This window comes from Sandarakinorhabdus sp., assembly GCF_040398645.1.
Taxonomy (GTDB): domain Bacteria; phylum Pseudomonadota; class Alphaproteobacteria; order Sphingomonadales; family Sphingomonadaceae; genus Sandarakinorhabdus.
Genome location: NZ_JBBATR010000011.1, coordinates 38,877 through 57,590 on the forward strand (window position 1 = coordinate 38,877; position 18,714 = coordinate 57,590).

Consider the following 18,714-nt stretch of genomic DNA (forward strand, 5'->3'; position numbering starts at 1 on the left):
GGGCAGCGCCTGCTTGGCCTGCCCCGCGACGTTGCTCACATGCTGGAAACCTGATGCCTGATAATGTTCCGCCGCCCACGTTCATCGCGCCGCAGGCCCCCGGCCTAGTGCCGCGCAGCCTGGCGATCCGCACCCGCAAGCTGTTCCTCGAAAATTTCGATCTGCACGTCGATATCGGCTTTCATGAATTTGAAATCGGCACGCCGCAGATCTTGCGCATCAATGTCGAAGTGTGGGTGGACGCCGATCATTTCCCGCGCTGCGACACGGTTGAAAAGGCGTGGGACTATGATTTCCTGCGCACATCCGTGCTCCAGCTGGTGGCAGGCCGCCGCTTCAACCTGCAGGAAACCGTGGTTCACGCCATTTACGACTTGGTGGCAGCGCGCGCCGGTGTGGCGGGCCTGCGGGTGAGCACCCGCAAGCCCGATGTCTATCCCGATTGTCAGGCTGTGGGCGTGGAGCTGGCCAGCTTCTGATCATTTCCTGAATTTGTTGTACCAGTCGATCACCGCCAGGTTGGATTGCAGCCACTGCGATGGCCGGCCCATGCCGTGGTTGGCTTCGGGCAGGCGCACCATCATTGCCGGCACGCCGCGCACCTGCAGGGCCTGATAATAGGCTTCGGTCTGGGCAATGGGGGTGCGGAAATCGGCTTCGCCGGTGATCAGGATGGTGGGCGTCTTCACCTTGCCGACCATGCTGAAGGTGGAGCGGCGCCAATAAAGCTCACGGTTGTCCCACGGATTGCCGACCACCCAGTTGGACAGGGTGAGCGCCGGCAGATCGCTGGTGAGCGCCTGGATCGACCAATCGGTTACCGGGCGCAGCGCGGCGGCCGCGTTGAAACGGTCGGTCTTGGCGATGGCGAAGGTGGTGAGCACGCCGCCGCCGCTGCCGCCGCCGATGAACTGGTTCTTGGCATCGGCCCACGGGCGTTTGAGCACTTCGTCCATGCCGGCCATCAAATCGTCATGATCGGGCCCGGGATACTCGCCGCCATATTCCGGCGTGATGCCGTTGGCGAACTTCTCGCCATAACCGGTTGATCCGCGCGGATTGGTCCACAGCACGACATAGCCGGCAGCGGCGTAAAGCTGGTGGGTAACGGAAAAATAGGGGCCGTAATCGCCGTTCGGGCCGCCATGGATTTCGAGTGCGACCGGGTATTTTTTGGCGGGATCGAAACCCGGTGGATATTGCAGCCAGCCTTCGACGCTCAGGCCATCGGGCGCCTTCCAGGTGAGGCGTTCCATGGCGCCGATCTGCTTGTCTGCCCGCCATTTTTCGTTGAAATCGATCTTGCCGATCATCTTGCCGGCCTTCATCACGCCCAGCGCGGCGGGGCGATCGGCTTCGACGGTGGTGAAGGCGTGGACGTCGCCGCCCATGCTCCAGTCGCCGCCAGAGGAGGGCAGATAGAGCCGCGTGCCGCCGATGGCCGGGACGATGATCTTTGCTGGCCCGCCACTCACCGGGATGCTGGCCACTTTGGTCAGACCGACGTCGCCGTACAAGACGTTGAGCGTTTTGCCGTCCGGCGCCCATTCAAAGCCGCCCACCGGCCGGTCGAGCGCGGCGGTAATGTGCACCGGCTCGCCGCCGCTCAGTTTGCGCAGCCACAGGCCGGGCTGGGCGTAGAATTTGGTGGTTTTCGCAGCGCCGATCCATGCCAGCATCTGGCCGTCGGGTGAAAGGCTGGCACTGCGCTCATCGCCGTCGATGCTGGTCAGGCGTTCGGGCATGCCGCCACTGGCCGGGATACGATATAGATCGGATTCGCCGGCCAGCCGGTCATTGCCGGGGCGCACCGCAGCGGCATAGATCAGGCTCTGGCCATCAGGCGCCCACTGCGCGCCGCCCTCGATCTGATCGGTATCGCCCTTGGTCAATTGGGTGGGGGTGCCGCCGGCTGCGGGCATCACGAACAGCTGATCGGCGCCGGCCTTGATGTAGCCGCCGTCGTTGGTGCGATATTGCCAGTTGCTGATCACGCGCGGATCGGGTGCCCAGGTGGCGCCAGCGGGCTTTTCCGGCATGCCGGCCACTTTTGGCATCGGCGCTTCCACGCGGGCGGTGAAGGCGATGCGCGTGCCATCCGGGCTCCATTGCAGGCTGCGCGGCGCAATGCTGCCGCTGGTAACGGGTTTGCCGACGCCTTCGGCCACATCCATCACCCAGATTTGCGGCTTGCCCAGCCACGACGCGACATAGGCGATGCGTTTGCCGTCCGGCGCCCACACCGCGCCGCTGGCACCCACCTGCCCAGCGATCAGCAGCCGCTTGTCGAGGCTGGTTTTGCCAACCGCTGCCAGCCACCATTCGGTGACGCGGCGATCGGTCTGGATATCGAACTGCATGCGCGTGAACAGCACATGCGCGCCATCCGGGCTTACGGCCACAGCATCGGTCATGCTGATGCGGTAGAGATCAGCCGCTTCGAACGGGGTGGCAGCGTGGACGGCAGTGTGGATGGTGGCGCTGGCCAGCAGCAAGCCGGCAAGGATGACGCGGTGCATGAGAACCCCTTTGTTGACTGGAATGATCTTCGGAGCAGTGATGCGTTGGCGCAAGCCTTTGCATGTCTGCACCCACGATTTGCGTCAGGCTGGCAGTTGCCGGCGCGCCGCGCCATGATGCCAATCGGGGAGAATGATCATGCAGCCGCATGAACAGGTGCCATATCGTGATTTTGCGGTGCTGCCGGAAGCCGAGATGCTGGCGCGGGCGCAGTCATTTCAGGCGTTGATGGCGCGGCGGCACAGTTGCCGGGATTTTGCCGACACGCCGGTGCCGCGCGCCATCATCGAAGCCGGCATCGCCGCGGCAGGCACCGCGCCCAGTGGTGCCAATCACCAGCCCTGGCATTTTTCCGCCATCGGTTCGCCCGCGCTGAAAGCCCAAGTGCGCGCTGCTGCCGAAGCCGAGGAGCGTGGCTTTTATGAGGAGGGCAAGGCCGGCAAGGATTGGTTGGACGCGCTGGCGCCGCTGGGCACCGATGCTTCAAAACCCTATTTGGAAACGGCGCCTTGGCTGATAGCGATTTTCGCCCAACGCCGAGGCGGACCGCACGCCGGGGATCGGGCCAAGAATTATTATATCAATGAATCCGTGGGCATCGCCACCGGCATACTGATCACCGCGCTGCATCAATCGGGCCTGGCAACCCTGACTCACACGCCCAATCCGATGAACTTTCTGGGCCGCCTGTGCGGGCGGCCCGCTGACGAAAAACCGTTCCTGTTGCTGGTGACCGGCTATCCTGCAGCCACCGCGACCATCCCAGCCCATGCGCTGGTGAAAAAGCCGATCGCCGATATCGCCACGTTTTTGTGAGGATTTTGCATGACCATCAGCTTTGACGATTGGCGCGCGCGGTCGCCTTATTATGACGACAGCCACGAGGCGGTTTCGGCCAGCGTGCGCAAGTTCATGGCCGCCGAAGTGCTGCCGTATATCGACCAGTGGGAAGCGGACGGCGAACTGCCGCGCGAATTGCACAAGAAGGCAGCTGAAGCTGGCATATTGGGCCTGAATTACCCCGAGGAATATGGCGGGCACAGCGAAGGTTTCGATGTGTTCCACGGTCTCACTCAATCGGAGGAGATGGCCGCGGCCGGCGCAGGCGGGCTGGGCGCGAGCCTGATGACGCACAGCATTGGCCTGCCGCCGATCCTGGCGCTGGGCAGCGACGAGATGAAGCGCCGGATCGCGCCCGCCGTATTGGCCGGCAACAAGCTGATCAGCCTCGCCATTACCGAGCCTTCGGGCGGATCGGACGTGGCGCAATTGAAAACCCGCGCCGAAAAAGTCGGCAACAAATATGTGGTGAACGGCCAGAAAATGTTCATCACCACCGGCATGCGCGCCGATTACATGACCGTGGCGGTGCGCACCGGCGGGCCGGGCATGAAGGGCATTTCGCTGATGCTGATCGACACGGCCACCCCCGGCGTCTCGCGCACCCGGCTCGACAAGATGGGCTGGCGCTGTTCGGATACCGCCGCTGTTTATTTCGACAATGTCGAAGTGCCGCCCGAAAACATGATTGGGCCGGAAAACGGCGGTTTCATCGGCATCATGCGCAATTTCAACGGCGAGCGGCTGGGCATGGCGCACGGCTGCTGCGCGATGGCCCGCGTGGCGCTGAACGAGGCCATGGAATGGGCGCAGAACCGCGAAACCTTTGGCAAGAAACTGGGCGGGCACCAATCCATCCGCATCAAGCTGGCCGATTGTGCCCGGCAGATCCTCGCCACCCAGGCCTGGGTCGATCTGTGCGCCGATCAACACCGCAAGGGCATTGGCGTGCCGGCCGATTATGCCATGCTGAAGGTGCAGGCGACCCGCATGCTGGAGCATGTCGCGCGCGAAGCGGCGCAGGTGCTGGGCGGCGCCAGCTACATCATCGGCAGCAAGGTGGAGCGGATTTACCGCGAGGTGCGGGTGAATGCCATCGGCGGCGGTTCCGAAGAGATCATGCTGGATCTGGCCGGGCGGCAGATGGGGATTGGGTGATCAGGCCACCAAGCGCCAGTCCAGCACTTCGCCGGCGTGGAAGGGCACGATTTCGCTGCCGGCGGCGGCAATGCGCGTCGGCACCAGCGTTGGCACCCGTTCCAGCGTGATGAAATCCGGGTTCAGCGGCAGGCCATAAAAGCGCGGGCCAAATTCGCTGGCAAAGCCTTCCAGGCGCTCTAGTGCGCCGTCTTCTTCAAAGACCTTGGCATAGGCTTCGATGGCGAAGGGCGCGCAGTAAATGCCGGCACAGCCGCAATCGCTTTCCTTGGTTTCAATGGCATGCGGCGCAGAGTCGGTGCCCAGGAAAAATTTGGGATTGCCGCTGGTGGCCGCCTGCCGCAGCGCCTGGCGGTGCAGTTCGCGCTTGGCCACGGGCAGGCAGTAAAAATGCGGGCGCATGCCGCCTTCGAACATGGCATTGCGATTGATGGCCAGATGATGCGGCGTGATGGTGGCGGCGATCAGGGGCCCGGAATCGCGCACGAAATCAACGGCATCCTTGGTGGTGATATGCTCGAACACGATCTTCAGCGCCGGAAAATCCCGCACTACACCGCGCAGCACGGTTTCGATGAATACCGCCTCCCGGTCGAAGATATCGACGCTGTGATCGGTCACTTCGCCGTGGATGAGCAGCGGCATGCCGATGCGCTGCATGGCTTCCAGCGCTGGATAGATATTGCGCACATCGGTGACGCCGTGCGCGCTGTTGGTGGTGGCGTGGGCGGGATACATCTTGGCAGCGGTGAAGATGCCCTCCGCGTGCCCGCGCACCAGTTCATCAGGATCGATGCCGTCCACCAGATAGCAGGTCATCAACGGTTCAAAGCTGATCCCCGGCGACACCGCAGCACGGATCCGGTCCCGGTAGGCCGCCGCCGCCGCCGCCGTGGTGACCGGCGGCTTCAGATTGGGCATGACGATCGCGCGGCCAAACTGGCGGGCGGTGGCATCGGCAACAGCCGCCAGCATGGCGCCATCGCGCAAATGGACATGCCAATCATCAGGGCGGCGCAGGCGAAGCGTTTGCGTGGTCATGCCCGTCCAGATACGCGGTTGTTGTTGTTCAGCAAAGCCCCCCAACCCGGCTCAGGGAAATCCCCTACAGTAGTGATGCGGATTGGCCAGCAGACGCAGCCCGGGCGATATGCAGGACGAAGATCGGCAGCGCCAGGCACGCATATCCGATCCCGGCTGGGTGGGTGCGTGATCAATGAAGAATCTCCTGTTGCACATTCACGAGGACGACGAGCAATCGGGCCGGCTCGGGCTGGCGCTGCACCTTGCCGAGCAGACCCATGCGCATCTGACCTGTGTGCAGGCAACACCGATGGAGGTTTTTGCGGCCGATCCCTTGGGCGGCATGTTCGGCATGGCCGGTGTGATCGATACCATCCATTCCGCCGACAAGGCGCAGCGCGCCGCAGCCGAAGCGCGGCTCGGGCGCGCCGGCGTGACATGGCACTGGCACAGCAGCGACGGCAATGTGGTGGAAACCCTGATCGATCAGGCACTATTGGCCGATCTGGTCATCCTCAGCCAACGCAGCACCACAGCCGACAGGTCAACACGGCAACCGCTGGCGATTGTTGGCGATGTGGTGATGCACACGGGTTGCCCGGTGCTGCTGGTGCCGGCCGGCAGCGATCGCCTGTCACTGGCTGCACCGGCGCTGGTGGCCTGGAACGGCTCCGCCGAAGCGGCCCATGCCCTGCGTCTGGCGCTGCCGCTGCTCCAGCGGGCCAGCGCCGTGCACATCGTGGAAGTGAGCGGCGACAGCCTGGGGGTGCCAGCGCGGGACGCCGCGGTGTGGCTGTCGCGCCACGATATCGGCAGCGATGTGCATGATTGGCCGGCCAAGGGCCGCCGCACATCGGCGGCGTTGCGGGATGCAGCCAGCGAATTGTCAGCGGCTTACATCGTGATGGGCGCTTATGGCCGCAGCCGACTGCGCGAGACCGTGCTGGGTGGTGTCACGCGGGAACTGATTGCCAGTTCCAGCGTTCCATTGCTGTTGGCGCATTGATTGGCCGCAATGGAACGGGCGTTGCCATGGCATCAGTGCAACATTGTCGTTGAAATTGTGGCCGCATTGGTGACTATCGCTGCTGATGTGCCCTTTTCTTGACACCGCATCGGCCTCGCATCCGGCGCTGATTGATAGCAATCATGCCTTGCAACAGAGCATTTTGGCCACTGTGCCCGATGCGATGGTCGTGATCGATGAAGCCGGCACGATCCTGCTGTTCAGCGATGCCGCCTGCCGGATGTTCGGCTATGATGCCAGCGAGGCGGTGGGGCAGAATGTGCGCGGATTGATGCCCAATCCCGATCGTGACCGGCATGATCATTATATGCGCCATTATATGGAAACCGGCGAAGCGCACGTGATCGGCATTGGCCGGATCACCACGGCGCGGCGGCGCGATGGCAGCACATTTCCGATTGAATTGGCCGTTGGCGAAGCGCGCGGCGACAGCGGGCGGCTGTTTACCGGCTTCATTCGCGATCTCACCGAAATGCGGCGCGCCGAACGCCGCCTGGCCGATCTGCAAGCCGAGCTTTCGCATATCAGCCGGGTATCGGCGATGGGCAGCTTGGCCAGCGCCTTGGCTCATGAATTGAATCAGCCGCTTACAGCGATTTCCAGCTATGCAGAAGGTGCGCGTGCCTTGCTGGGTGAAGATGGCACGCCAGCGGCCGGCGATATCGATATGGTGCGCGATGCTCTGGCCGAAGCGAGCGGCCAGGCGCTGCGAGCCGGCCAGATCGTGCGCCGGTTGCGGGAATTCATCAGCCGCGGCGAAAGCGAACGCAGCGTCGAGCGCCTGCGCCGGCTGGTGACCGAGGCCGCCGCGCTGGCACTCACGGGCGCCGGCCCCAGCAACATCGATTTTGAAATACGGCTGGATCCAACGGTCGATCGCGTGTTGGTGGACCGTATCCAGATCCAGCAAGTGTTGTTCAATCTGATCCGCAATGCGGTCGAAGCCATGCAGTCAGCCTCCCGCCAGCGGCTGGCCGTCTACAGCCAGCATCTACCAAGCGCCAAAGGGGCGGCTGGATTGGTGAAGGTGACCGTGGCCGACAGCGGGCCGGGCCTGGCGCCGGCCGTGGCCGCCGTGCTGTTCCAGCCGTTCAACACCTCAAAGGCAAAGGGCATGGGGCTCGGCCTGTCGATATGCCGAACCATTGTGGAGGCGCATGGCGGGCGCATCTGGGCAGAAGCGTCGGAATTTGGCGGCACTGCCTTTCATTTCACCCTGGAAATTGCCGAGGAGCCGCAGGATGACTGAGCGCCGCGTCTATCTGGTCGACGATGAAGCCGTTGTGCGCCGATCGGTCGGGTTCATGCTGAAAACATCGGGCTATCACATCGACGCCTATGAATCCGGGGAGGCATTCTTGAAAGACGCGGCCGGATTGGCACCCGGCTGTGTGCTGCTGGATGTGCGGCTGGACGGCATGGACGGGCTGGCGGTGCAAGAGGCGCTGAAAGAACGCGGCATATTGCTGCCGGTGGTGATCATGACCGGGCACGGTGATGTTGGTTTGGCAGTGCGGGCGATGAAGGCCGGCGCGGTGGATTTTCTGGAAAAACCCTTTGAAAAAACGGCCGTGATCACCGCGCTTGAGCTGGCGCACATGCGCAACGAAGGCCGCGCCGCGCTTGATCAGTTGGCGGCGCAGGCCAATGCCCAATTGAACTGCCTGACACCGCGCGAACGCGAAGTGCTGGGTGGGCTGGTGGAAGGCAAATCGAACAAGGTGATTGCCTATGATCTTGGTATTTCACCGCGCACGGTGGAAATCCACCGCGCCAATCTCATGACGAAATTGGCGGTGAACAGCTTGTCGGATGCCTTGAAGATCGCATTTGCGGCGCGCCTGAGCGATCTGGGCGGCGAACTGAGCCACCACTCAAAATCAGAAACCGCGTAAGCTTCCGGGCTTTTTGTGGCGGCTGCAATTGCTGTGGCAGGCCTGATCACAATCGCGGCCGGGCTTCCCAAGCGGTGCTTCGTCGCCGCTGCACAGAGCCAGCAGCCGGGCCTCGGCGCGGACGGGCAGGCTCATGCTTGCCATGGCCAACGCCAGCAGCGCCGGCAGAAATGCGACCGGATCACTGCGCAATCGATCAATCGGCATTTTGGACATCCGGTTTCTCCGGCAGCGGCGGCGCAGGCCGTTCGCGGTCATCATCCATGAAAATGCGCAGCGCCGCGCCATCAAGATCATCGAATTGCCCGCGCCCCACGGCCCAGAAAAACGCAAACAGGCCCAGCAAGCCCAGCCCGAGCGCAATCGGGATGAGCACCAGCACGCCGTTCATCGCCCGGCCGCCCCCTTCAGGCGCAGCGCATTGGCCACAACGATGATCGATGATCCGGACATCGCCAGCGCCGCGATCAACGGCGTCACGGCGCCGGCCATGGCCAAGGGCACGGCGATGATGTTGTAGCCGATTGCCAGCGCGAAATTCTGCTGCACCACGCGCGCGGTGGCCCGTGCAACGCGCACCGCTGTGGCCACCGGATCAAGGCTGCTGCCCAGGAACACGGCATCAGCTGCGTTCTGGCTGGCATCGGCCGCACTGCCGGGCGCCATTGATACATGCCCGGCGGCCAATGCCGGCCCATCATTCAGGCCATCACCAACCATCAGCACCCGCTTACCAGCGGCGGTCATTGCCTTGATATGCGACAGTTTCTGCGCTGGATCGAGGTTGCCTTCCCCGGCGATGCCAAGCTGTGCAGCCACCGCTGCCACCGGCCCGGCGCTATCGCCGGACAGGATGCGCGCCGGCAGGCCCATGCCAGCCAGATCCGCGATCGTCTGTGCCGCGCCCGGCCGCAGCGGATCGCTGAACCGGATGATCTGTTCAGGGCCATCGCCGATCACCAGCGCAGTCGCCATCGCATCGCCGGTGGCGGTTGCCGGCCGGCCCAGCCGCACGTTCTGGCCGCGCCATGTGCCGTGCACGCCATCACCGGGGCGTTCGCTGATCGCGGACACGGCCTGCGGGATGGTGCCGGCCGCAACCAGTGCGCTGCGCAAGGCTTCGGAGAGGGGATGGCGACTGCTCTGCGCCAAGGCCAGCGCCACGCCAGCTGCTTCGGCATCCAGCGCAGCCAATTCGAATGGCTGCGGCCGGCCCATCGTGAGCGTGCCGGTCTTGTCGAACACGGCCGTATCGGCCTGCGCCAGGCGTTCGAGCGCGCTGCCATCCTTGACCAGGACACCGGCACGCATCAACGCGCCGCTGGCCACGATTTGCGCTGCCGGCACCGCCAAACCCAGCGCGCACGGGCAGGTGATGATCAGCACCGCCACGGCTATGAGCAGGCTCTGGTGCCAGCCGGCGCCGGCCAGCATCCAACCGGCAAAGCTGGCCAGCGCCAGCGCGTGTACCGCCGGCGCATACAGCCGCGCGGCGCGATCGGCGATGCGCACATATCTTGAGCGGCCTTGCGCGGCATCCTGCATCAGCCGGGCGATGTCCGCGATGCCCGTGTCTGCGCCGGCCGCAGTTATTCCCACCTGAACGGCGTTGCCACAGTTCAAGGTGCCGGCCAGCACCGCGCCGCCCGGCCCGATTGCCACCGGCATGGATTCGCCGGTGATCAGCGCTTGATCGAAATGGCTGTCACCCTGCGTGATGATGCCGTCCGCCGCCAGCCGTTCGCCGCTGGCCACCAGCATCGTCATGCCAGCGCGCAGATCACCCGCCTGCTGCCAGTGGCTGCTGCCATCATCGGCCAGCACCAGCGCGCCCGATGCCATATGCTTGAGCAGCGCGGTCACGCCATCGCGGGCACGGTCACGCATCACGGCATCCAGCCAGCGCCCGGCCAGCAGGAAAAACAGCAGCATCACCGCGCTGTCGAAATAGGCATGTTCGCCGTGGGTGAAGGTTTCAAACAACGACAGCGCGGTGGCCAGAGTCACGCCGATGGAAATCGGCACATCCATGTTGGTATGCCCGGCCCGCAGCGCCCGCCACGCCGATCGGTAAAAGGGCTGGCCGGCATAGGCGATGGTGGGCAGCGCAATCAGGGCCGACAAAAAATGGAAAAGATCGCGGGTGACGCCGCCAGCACCCGACCAGACGGACACCGACAGCAGCATGATGTTCATCGCAGCAAAACCGGCGACGGCCAGGGCCTTGACGAGGGCGCGCGCTTCGCCGTTGGGCGCGGCCAGCGCATCGCTGATCGGGCTGGCATCAAAACCCAGGCCGGCAAAGGCCTTGACCAGCGCCGGCGCTGCCATGGCCGGATCATGGCTGATCAGCACTTGCTTGGCGGTGAAATTCACCCGGGCGGCAGCGATGCCGGGCACTGCGGACAAGCCGTTTTCCAGCTTTGAGATGCAGCCAGCGCAGCGCATGCCCGGCACGGCAAAGCGGCTGCTGGCCAGCGTGGCCGCAGCGGTTGGCACAGGCAAGACCAGCGGGCGGTTCACGCCAGCGTTTCCGCCAGGCGCTTCACATCACGGCCCTGGCGGACTTCGAGCTTCAACTGCCAGCGGCCGGCGGGCAGGGCGGTGGTGGAGCGCAGCTGGCCATCGCCGTCCGCCTGAAACTGCAGCGGTACATCCGCGGCGCGGCCAAGCGGATGATGCGCAGTTCCGGTAGCCGTATAGCCCAGGCCAGGCACTGCCAGCACCACCCGGCGCTGGCCATCGAGCCGAAGCGACGTGACCCAGCCGAGTTTGTCCTGCACACGGGCTTGCTCCAGCCAGCCATTGAATTTTTGGCTGGCAACATAGCTGTTGTCCACCACCGTGCCGCCGAATGTGCCGCTGGCCAATCGCGCCATGACGATGTTGACGCTCACCACCACGGCAAAAAATGCCACGATGATGATGGCAAAGCCGCGTCCGGTCAGGACAGGTGGTTTGGTGGCCATGGCGAGCGGTCCCTATTGCCGCACAAACTTGACGTCCCGCACGGCTTGGCGCGACGCAGACGGACTTTCGCTGGCTGCCGCGTCTTGCGGCTGGGCGACCAGCGTGAACGGCGTTTCGCCGGCTGGGCCGCGCGGCGCAACGACATAAAGATGCAGGCGCGTTGTGGCATCGGGAGCCAATTTCAGGGTGATCGTGCGCGCGGCATCGCGGCTAGCCATCGTATCGGTCCACATCTTGCCGCCGGGCAGGCCGGCCATGGTGAAATTGATGGTGCGCGGCCGGTGTTCCATGTTGCGAAACTTCACTGTCCAGCCATTGCGCACCCGGCCATCGGACATGGTGACCACGATCGGATTGCGATCCTGCGCGCTGTCGATCACCAGCCTCGCGCGCTCGCCAAGCGTGAAAAGCATGACCAAGCCGATGCTGCCCCACAAGCTGAAATAGACCAATGTGCGCGGCCGCAGCAGGGTTTTGAGCAGCGGCACCGGCGCCGCGCCGGCGCGCTCGCTGGCCTGATCATCAAGATTGAGGAAATCGATCAAGCCGCGCGGCCGGTTCAGCTTGGTCATCACATCGTCGCAGGCATCCACGCACAGGCCGCAATTGATGCAGCCCAATTGTGGCCCCAGTCGTATATCGACACCGGTTGGGCACACGGCAACGCAGCCATTGCAATCGATGCAATCTCCCACTTTTTCACCAGCGGCGGCCGCCTTTTTCACGCCCTGGGTGCGCGGTTCGCCGCGCCAGTCGCGATAGGTCACGATCAGCGATTTTTCATCGAGCATCGCCGTCTGGATGCGCGGCCACGGGCACATGTAGATGCACACTTGTTCGCGCATGAAGCCGCCAAGCGTGAAGGTGGTGAAAGTGAGCACGCCGACCGTGGCATAGGCGACAAATGCGGCATCGCCGGTGATGAACTGGTTGGCCAGTGTGGGGGCGTCGGCGAAATAGAAAATCCAGGCGCCGCCCGTGGCGACAGCAATCACCAGCCAGATGCTCCATTTGCCCAGGCGGCGGCCCAGCTTTTTCGCCGTCCACGGCGCGGCATTCAGCTTGAGCTGCGCGTTGCGGTCACCATCGATCCAGCGTTCGACGTGTTGAAAAAGATCGGTCCACACGGTTTGCGGGCAGGCAAAGCCGCACCAGGCCCGGCCCACGGCAGAGGTGACCAGGAACAGGCCGATGCCGGCCATGATCAGCAGGCCGGCGATATAGTAGAATTCCTGCGGCCAGATTTCGATAGCGAACATGTAAAAACGGCGGTTGGCCATATCGATCAGCACGGCCTGGTCGGGCGCGTAAGGCCCGCGATCCCACCTGATCCACGGCGTGATGTAATAAACCGCCAGGCAAAACACCATTACCGCCCATTTCAGCTGGCGATAGCGCCCCTTGACTGCGCGCGGAAATACCGGCTCCCGCTTGGCATAAAGCGGGCCGGCGGGATTGATGAAATCAAACGCCGACATCGGCTCCGTTGCTTTCTGCCGCTGCGGTTTGGGCCGCTGCCGGCGTTCCGGCCACTGCAGGTGCTGGGGCTGGTGCCGGGCTGGCTTCGCCGCCGCCCAACGAGTGCACATAGGCTGCCAGCATCTTGATGGTCACGGCGTCCAGCCGCTGCGACCAGTAGGGCATGACGCCATAGCGTGCCTTGGTGATGGTTTCTGTCAGGTTGGCGCGGTCGCCGCCGTAGAGCCAGATGGCGTCGCTGAGGTTGGGGGCGCCCAACTCGCGGTTGCCCTTGGCGCCGTCACCGTGGCAGCTGGCGCAATTTTCGGCATAAAGCGCCGCGCCCGCGGCCGCGCTGCGACCTGGCTCGTCCTGGCCGGACACGACGCGGATATGGCTGACCACCTGCTGGATCTGCGCCTTGGTCAGGATTTCGGCAAAGGCCGGCATCTGGCTGAAGCGGGTTTCATCGACGCCCTGCACGCGGATGCCGTGGATCAAGGTGGTCTGGATGGCGGCAATGTCACCGCCCCACAGCCAATCATCGTCGTTGAGGTTGGGATAGCCCTTGGAGCCGGCAGCGCCGGCGCCGTGGCAGGAGACGCAATTGACCTTGAACGCGGCGCGGCCGCCTTCGATAGCGATGCGTATCAATTCCGGGTTCTTTTGCAAATCCTCGATCGGCGTGCTGGCAATCGCATTGACGCGCGGCGCGCGCGCGGTCTGTTCGGCGGCAAGCATTTTGGTGAGATCGCCGCGGCTGCTCCAGCCGGTCATGCCCGGTGTGTCCGGAATGGCGGGATAGGCCACCACATAGCCAGCGGCAAACACCACGCAGGCGATGAACATATAAACCCACCAGCGCGGCAGCGGCGTGTCCAGTTCCTCGATACCGTCCCATTCATGGCCGACCAGATGGGTGCCGGTGGCCTCGTCGATGCGCTTGGCGTGGGTTTCGTCAGTCATCTTTGTCACTCCGGAAGATGCTGCGCGCAGCGTCATCAAGGTGGCGGCGCGCGCCGGGGCGGAAGGTCCAGCCGATCAGGCCAAGAAACAGCACAACCATGGCCAGCAAGGCCCAGCTGTCGGCAAACTGGCGGAGCAGTTCATAGGTGCTCATTTTGCCTGCTCCTGCGCCTCGGCAGCACGGAAATCGACGAGCGTGCCCAACATCTGCAGATAGGCCACCAGCGCGTCCAGTTCGGATACCATGGCCGGGTTGCCATCATAATCGCGCACCTGCACTTTTGGAAAGCGCGTCTGCAAATCGGTGTCGTCGGCGTCGGCGGTGGCTTGCAGCACCAGATCGTCGTTGGCCTTGGCGATATCGATATCGCTGTAGGGCACGCCCACCCGCCGCATCGCAGTCAGGTGCGCGCGCATGTCGCCCGGCTTCAGCGGCGTTTCGGCCAGAAACGCATAGGACGGCATGATCGATTCCGGCACCACGCTGCGCGGATTTTGCAGATGCTGACGGTGCCATTCATCGCTGTAGCGGCCGCCGACACGGGCCAGATCCGGCCCGGTGCGTTTCGATCCCCATTGGAACGGGTGATCATACATGCTTTCGGCGGCCAGGCTGTAGTGGCCGTAGCGTTCCACCTCGTCCTTGAATGGGCGCACCATCTGGCTGTGGCACAAGTAGCAGCCTTCGCGGATATAGATGTTGCGCCCTGCCAGTTCGAGCGGGGTGTAGGGGCGCACGCCCTCCACCTTCTCAACGGTAGAGTCCACCCAGAACAGCGGGGCGATTTCCACGATGCCACCAATGGCAACCGCGATCAGGGAAAGGATCCCGAGCAACGTGACGTTGCGTTCGATGGTGCGGTGGGAAAAGCCGCCGCCGGCGTTATCAGGCTGTTTGGCCATGGCATGTGCTCCGTTGCAGGACGGGATTGTTGCGCAGGATTACTCGGCAGGCTGCGGCAGGCCACCCGAGTTCGAGCCGGTTTGGCCTGGGCTGGGCAGCGGCCGGTCGGCGGCACGATTGTTCGGTGTCTCGGTCATCGGCTTTTCCACGCGCTGCTTGCCGGCGATGGTCATGGCTATGTTGTAGGCGAACACCAGCGCACCAGCGAGGTAGAGACCGCCGCCCAGCGCGCGCAGCACATACATCGGATGGATGGCAGCGATGGTTTCGGCAAAGCTGTTCACCAGATAGCCATCGGCGCCATATTCGCGCCACATCAGGCCCTGGGTGATGCCGGCCACCCACATTGACGCGGTGTAGAACACGATGCCGCCGGTCGCGAGCCAGAAGTGCCAGTTGATCAGGCGCAGGCTGTACAGCCGTTCCCGGTCCCACAGCCGCGGTGCCATATAATACATGCAGGCAAAGGTGATCATGCCGTTCCAGCCAAGCGCTCCGCTGTGCACGTGGCCGATCGTCCAATCGGTGTAGTGCGACAGCGAATTGACCGATTTGATCGACATCATCGGGCCTTCGAAGGTGCTCATGCCGTAAAAGGCCAGCGCCATCACCATCATGCGGATAATCGGATCGGTGCGGATCTTGTCCCACGCACCGTTCAGCGTCATCAGACCGTTGATCATGCCGCCCCACGACGGCATCCACAGCATGATCGAGAAGGCCATGCCCAGGCTTTGTGCCCAATCGGGCAGCGCCGTGTAGTGGAGGTGGTGCGGACCAGCCCAGATATACAGGAAGATCAGCGACCAGAAGTGAATGATGGACAGCCGATAGCTGTACACCGGGCGTTCGGCCTGCTTGGGCACGAAATAATACATCATCGCCAGAAAGCCGGCGGTGAGGAAAAAGCCGACGGCGTTGTGGCCATACCACCACTGGGTCAGCGCATCCTGTACCCCGGAGAACAAGGCGTAGCTTTTGGAGCCAGCAAAGCTGACCGGCATCGACAGATTGTTGACGAGGTGCAACATTGCCACGGTGATGATGAACGCCAGGTAGAACCAGTTGGCGACATAGATGTGCGGTTCGTTGCGGCGCAGGATGGTGCCGCCAAACACCAGCAGATACGACACCCACACGATGGTCAGCCAGATATCGACATACCATTCCGGCTCGGCATATTCCCGGCCTTCGGTGACGCCCATCAGATAGCCGGTGGCGGCCAGCACGATGAACAGTTGATAACCCCAGAACACGAAGCGCGCGAGGCTGGGCAGCGCCAGCCGCGCCCGGCAGGTGCGCTGCACGACGTAAAAACTGGTCGCGATCAGCGCGTTGCCGCCGAACGCAAAGATCACCGCCGAGGTGTGCAGCGGCCGCAGCCGCCCGAAGGTCGTGTATTGGGTGCCCAGATCAAGTTCAGGATAAGCGAGCAGCAAGGCGATATAGACGCCGGCGAGCAGGCCCACCACGCCCCAGAATGTTGTAGCGATCACGCCCCACCTGATGGGTTCATCATCGTAGCGACTATCGTCGGCCAATTGCGCGGTGAATTTGGCGCTGCCCAGCACGGCGATCGCTGCGATCAAGGCGGCCAGCGCCATGATGCCCATGTGCACGGCAAATGCCGTGTCCTGCGCAGCCGACAGGCCGAGCAGCGCAATGACCATTGCTACAAACAGACTGCCTGATTTGACCAGCGTCGCCGGCATGGGTGATGCCCCTCTCGTTTATATGGACGTGCGCTCCGTTTGGCGCGCCTGGTTGCCGTTGCGTAATAAGGGCTTGCCCTGGTAGGTAATTGTCCGGAAGCACGGCGCCCAAGGTGCTTTAGTCCTATAGCCACGTCAAACCTTGTCAACGCGCAGCATTGCGCTCGGTTTCACGCCAGAATGTAACAACTTGCCGTCGCCATCAGCGTGCGCACACTTTAACGTCCTGCGGCCGACGTCTGGGCTGCTGCAGCCAGCCCCGCAATCCCTGATTGCGCTGCAACTATGCCGCCCGTAATGGCTCATGACCGCGAAAGGAACTCAGCATGTCTCGCCTGTCTGCCGCCGTGAACCGCATCCAGCCCAGCCCAACCATCGCCGTGACCAACAAGGCCGCGGGGCTGAAACGCCAGGGCCGCGACATCATCGCGCTCGGCGCTGGCGAACCGGATTTCGATACGCCGGATTTCGTGAAAGAGGCTGCCATCGCCGCCATCCGCGCCGGCCAGACCAAATATACCGGGGTGGACGGCACGCCGGAATGCAAGGCCGCGGTGCAGGCCAAGTTCAAGCGCGACAACAATCTCGATTACAGCCTCGATCAGATCTGCATCAACAGCGGCGGCAAGCACACGATTTTCAACGCCCTGCTGGCCACGCTCGATCCGGGCGATGAAGTGATCATTCCGGCGCCCTATTGGGTATCCTATCCCGATATCGTGCAACTGGCCGGCGCCACGCCGGTGATCGTGCCTTGCGGAGTGGCGCAGGGCTTCAAGATGACCCCGGCGCAGCTGGAGGCGGCAATCACGCCGGCGACCAAATGGCTGATCTTCAATTCGCCCAGCAACCCGACCGGCGCGGCCTACACTCGCGCCGAATTGAAGGCGCTGGCCGATGTGCTGATGCGGGCGCCGCATGTGCTGGTGCTGGCCGACGACATGTATGAGCATATCGTCTATGATGATTTCGATTTCGCCACGCTGGCCGAGATCGAGCCGGGGCTTTACGACCGCACCTTGACGATGAACGGCGCGTCAAAGGCCTATGCCATGACCGGCTGGCGCATCGGCTATGCCGGCGGGCCGCTGTGGCTGATCAAGGCGATGGCCAAGCTGCAATCGCAAAGCACCTCCAATCCCTGCTCGATCTCGATGGCCGCCACGGTGGCGGCGCTGAACGGTGACCAGAGCTTCCTGATCGAGCGCAACACCGCCTTTCAGCGCCGCCGCGATCTGGTGGTCAGCATGCTGAACCAGACACCGGGCCTGATCTGCCCGCGCCCTGAAGGGGCGTTTTACGTCTATCCCGATTGCGCCGGCCTGATCGGCAAGACAACGCCCACCGGCAGCATGCTGAACAACGACGAAGCGGTGGCGGCCTACCTGCTGGAATCCGAAGGCGTGGCCGTGGTGCACGGCGCGGCGTTCGGCGGATCGCCAGCGTTCCGGATCAGCTATGCCACTGCCGATGATCTGCTTGAGGAAGCCTGCAAACGCATCCAGCGCGCGGTGGGCAATCTGCGCTGAAACGGTTTTTCCAGTTTTGACGATTTGCATCGAATTGGGGATTTTTCACCGTGGTGCGTAGCCTCCATCCGCTGCAACCCTGAATGCCGCAATGATGACAGGCTTTGCCCATGTAGGACAGCTGCTGTCGCTCCCGCAGCCGAGGCAAACCGATGCGCATCGCCCTGTTTGAACCTGAAATTGCCGGCAATGTCGGCGCCGTCCTGCGCCTCGGCGCCTGCCTGGGCGTGCCGGTCGACCTGATCGAGCCGCTCGGCTTCCTGTGGGATGATGCCCGCGTGCGCCGCACGGCGATGGACTATATCGATCACGTCGCCATCACCCGCCACCAGGGCTGGCCCGCGTTCCACGCCAGCATCGGCACGGTGCGGCTCGTGCTGCTCACCACCAAAGCCAGCATCTCCGCCTATGATTTCGCCTTCCGCCCCGATGATGTGCTGCTGCTGGGCAAGGAAAGCGCTGGCGCACCGCCGTATGTGCACGCCGCATGCGAAGGCCGCATCCGTCTGCCGATGCAGCGCCAAGTGCGCTCCATGAACCTCGCCATATCCGCCGGCCTGGCGCTGGGCGAGGCGCTGCGGCAGACGGGACGTCTGCCGGCCTGACAGCAGCAATAAGAGGGGCCTCCGGCGGGCAGGGGTGGCCCCTTGTGACTTAGATTTGGCCGTGGCTGGTGCAGTGACAGTTGAGCAGAGGTGGCTCGGCTAATCTG

18 protein-coding genes are annotated in these 18,714 nt (G+C 63.5%); 8 read left to right on the forward strand and 10 right to left on the reverse strand.

Annotation, left to right across the window (positions count from 1 at the left end; genetic code table 11):
• Positions 1–53 precede the first annotated feature (53 nt).
• The gene (locus tag ABWP50_RS04320) at positions 54–479 is read left to right on the forward strand and encodes a dihydroneopterin aldolase (RefSeq protein ID WP_353216763.1); all 426 of its coding nucleotides are present in this window, start codon (positions 54–56) and stop codon (positions 477–479) included.
• Here the strand turns inward: ABWP50_RS04320 and ABWP50_RS04325 are convergent, their stop codons facing one another.
• Complete coding sequence (locus ABWP50_RS04325; protein WP_353216764.1) at positions 480–2,519, reverse strand: S9 family peptidase; 2,040 nt, start codon at positions 2,517–2,519, stop codon at positions 480–482. It abuts the gene before it with no gap.
• A gap of 139 nt (positions 2,520–2,658) precedes the next feature.
• Between ABWP50_RS04325 and ABWP50_RS04330 the strand changes: the two genes are divergently transcribed.
• Both ABWP50_RS04330 and ABWP50_RS04335 read left to right on the forward strand, forming a co-directional pair.
• Positions 2,659–3,336: a nitroreductase family protein gene (locus ABWP50_RS04330; RefSeq protein ID WP_353216780.1), complete on the forward strand. Its 678-nt coding sequence runs from the start codon at positions 2,659–2,661 to the stop codon at positions 3,334–3,336.
• A gap of 9 nt (positions 3,337–3,345) precedes the next feature.
• On the forward strand, positions 3,346–4,518 hold the full coding sequence (locus tag ABWP50_RS04335; RefSeq protein WP_353216765.1) for an acyl-CoA dehydrogenase family protein: 1,173 nt from the start codon (positions 3,346–3,348) through the stop codon (positions 4,516–4,518).
• On the opposite strand, the gene pyrC is transcribed toward ABWP50_RS04335, so the two are convergent.
• Positions 4,519–5,559, reverse strand: coding sequence for a dihydroorotase (gene pyrC / locus ABWP50_RS04340; RefSeq protein ID WP_353216766.1), 1,041 nt, complete (start codon positions 5,557–5,559; stop codon positions 4,519–4,521).
• 175 nt (positions 5,560–5,734) lie between these two features.
• On the opposite strand from pyrC, the gene ABWP50_RS04345 reads away from it, so the two are divergent.
• From ABWP50_RS04345 to ABWP50_RS04355, 3 genes are all read left to right on the forward strand, one after another.
• A complete protein-coding gene (locus ABWP50_RS04345) occupies positions 5,735–6,547 on the forward strand; it encodes a universal stress protein (RefSeq protein ID WP_353216767.1) in 813 nt (270 codons plus the stop codon).
• A gap of 85 nt (positions 6,548–6,632) precedes the next feature.
• Complete coding sequence (locus ABWP50_RS04350; RefSeq protein WP_353216768.1) at positions 6,633–7,817, forward strand: sensor histidine kinase; 1,185 nt, start codon at positions 6,633–6,635, stop codon at positions 7,815–7,817.
• Positions 7,810–8,463 carry a response regulator transcription factor gene (locus ABWP50_RS04355; RefSeq protein ID WP_353216769.1) on the forward strand — a complete coding sequence of 218 codons (654 nt, stop codon included), beginning with the start codon at positions 7,810–7,812 and terminating at the stop codon, positions 8,461–8,463. The genes ABWP50_RS04350 and ABWP50_RS04355 overlap by 8 nt, the downstream gene beginning before the upstream one ends.
• A 196-nt stretch (positions 8,464–8,659) precedes the next feature.
• On the opposite strand, the gene ccoS is transcribed toward ABWP50_RS04355, so the two are convergent.
• Genes ccoS through ccoN form a run of 8 tightly spaced genes read right to left on the reverse strand, consistent with a single transcriptional unit; the run spans position 8,660 to position 16,473 of the window.
• A complete protein-coding gene (ccoS, locus tag ABWP50_RS04360; RefSeq protein ID WP_353216770.1) occupies positions 8,660–8,854 on the reverse strand; it encodes a cbb3-type cytochrome oxidase assembly protein CcoS in 195 nt (64 codons plus the stop codon).
• On the reverse strand, positions 8,851–10,986 hold the full coding sequence (locus ABWP50_RS04365) for a heavy metal translocating P-type ATPase (protein WP_353216771.1): 2,136 nt from the start codon (positions 10,984–10,986) through the stop codon (positions 8,851–8,853). Before ABWP50_RS04365 ends, ccoS begins: the two co-directional genes overlap by 4 nt.
• Positions 10,983–11,432, reverse strand: coding sequence for a FixH family protein (locus tag ABWP50_RS04370; protein ID WP_353216772.1), 450 nt, complete (start codon positions 11,430–11,432; stop codon positions 10,983–10,985). The genes ABWP50_RS04365 and ABWP50_RS04370 overlap by 4 nt, the downstream gene beginning before the upstream one ends.
• A 12-nt stretch (positions 11,433–11,444) precedes the next feature.
• Entirely contained in the window at positions 11,445–12,911 is a 1,467-nt protein-coding gene (gene ccoG / locus ABWP50_RS04375) for a cytochrome c oxidase accessory protein CcoG (RefSeq protein WP_353216773.1), read from the reverse strand.
• Positions 12,898–13,857 (reverse strand): cytochrome-c oxidase, cbb3-type subunit III, encoded by a 960-nt coding sequence (ccoP, locus tag ABWP50_RS04380; protein ID WP_353216774.1) that lies wholly within the window; start codon positions 13,855–13,857, stop codon positions 12,898–12,900. The genes ccoG and ccoP overlap by 14 nt, the downstream gene beginning before the upstream one ends.
• Positions 13,850–14,011, reverse strand: coding sequence for a cbb3-type cytochrome c oxidase subunit 3 (locus ABWP50_RS04385; protein WP_353216775.1), 162 nt, complete (start codon positions 14,009–14,011; stop codon positions 13,850–13,852). The genes ccoP and ABWP50_RS04385 overlap by 8 nt, the downstream gene beginning before the upstream one ends.
• Complete coding sequence (ccoO, locus tag ABWP50_RS04390; protein ID WP_353216776.1) at positions 14,008–14,760, reverse strand: cytochrome-c oxidase, cbb3-type subunit II; 753 nt, start codon at positions 14,758–14,760, stop codon at positions 14,008–14,010. The genes ABWP50_RS04385 and ccoO overlap by 4 nt, the downstream gene beginning before the upstream one ends.
• A gap of 39 nt (positions 14,761–14,799) precedes the next feature.
• Positions 14,800–16,473 (reverse strand): cytochrome-c oxidase, cbb3-type subunit I, encoded by a 1,674-nt coding sequence (gene ccoN, locus ABWP50_RS04395; protein WP_502950973.1) that lies wholly within the window; start codon positions 16,471–16,473, stop codon positions 14,800–14,802.
• Between the two features lie 326 nt (positions 16,474–16,799).
• On the opposite strand from ccoN, the gene ABWP50_RS04400 reads away from it, so the two are divergent.
• A complete protein-coding gene (locus ABWP50_RS04400; RefSeq protein ID WP_353216777.1) occupies positions 16,800–18,002 on the forward strand; it encodes a pyridoxal phosphate-dependent aminotransferase in 1,203 nt (400 codons plus the stop codon).
• 152 nt (positions 18,003–18,154) lie between these two features.
• Positions 18,155–18,607, forward strand: a complete 453-nt coding sequence (locus tag ABWP50_RS04405) for a tRNA (cytidine(34)-2'-O)-methyltransferase (RefSeq protein ID WP_353216778.1) — start codon at positions 18,155–18,157, stop codon at positions 18,605–18,607.
• Positions 18,608–18,714 lie beyond the last annotated feature (107 nt).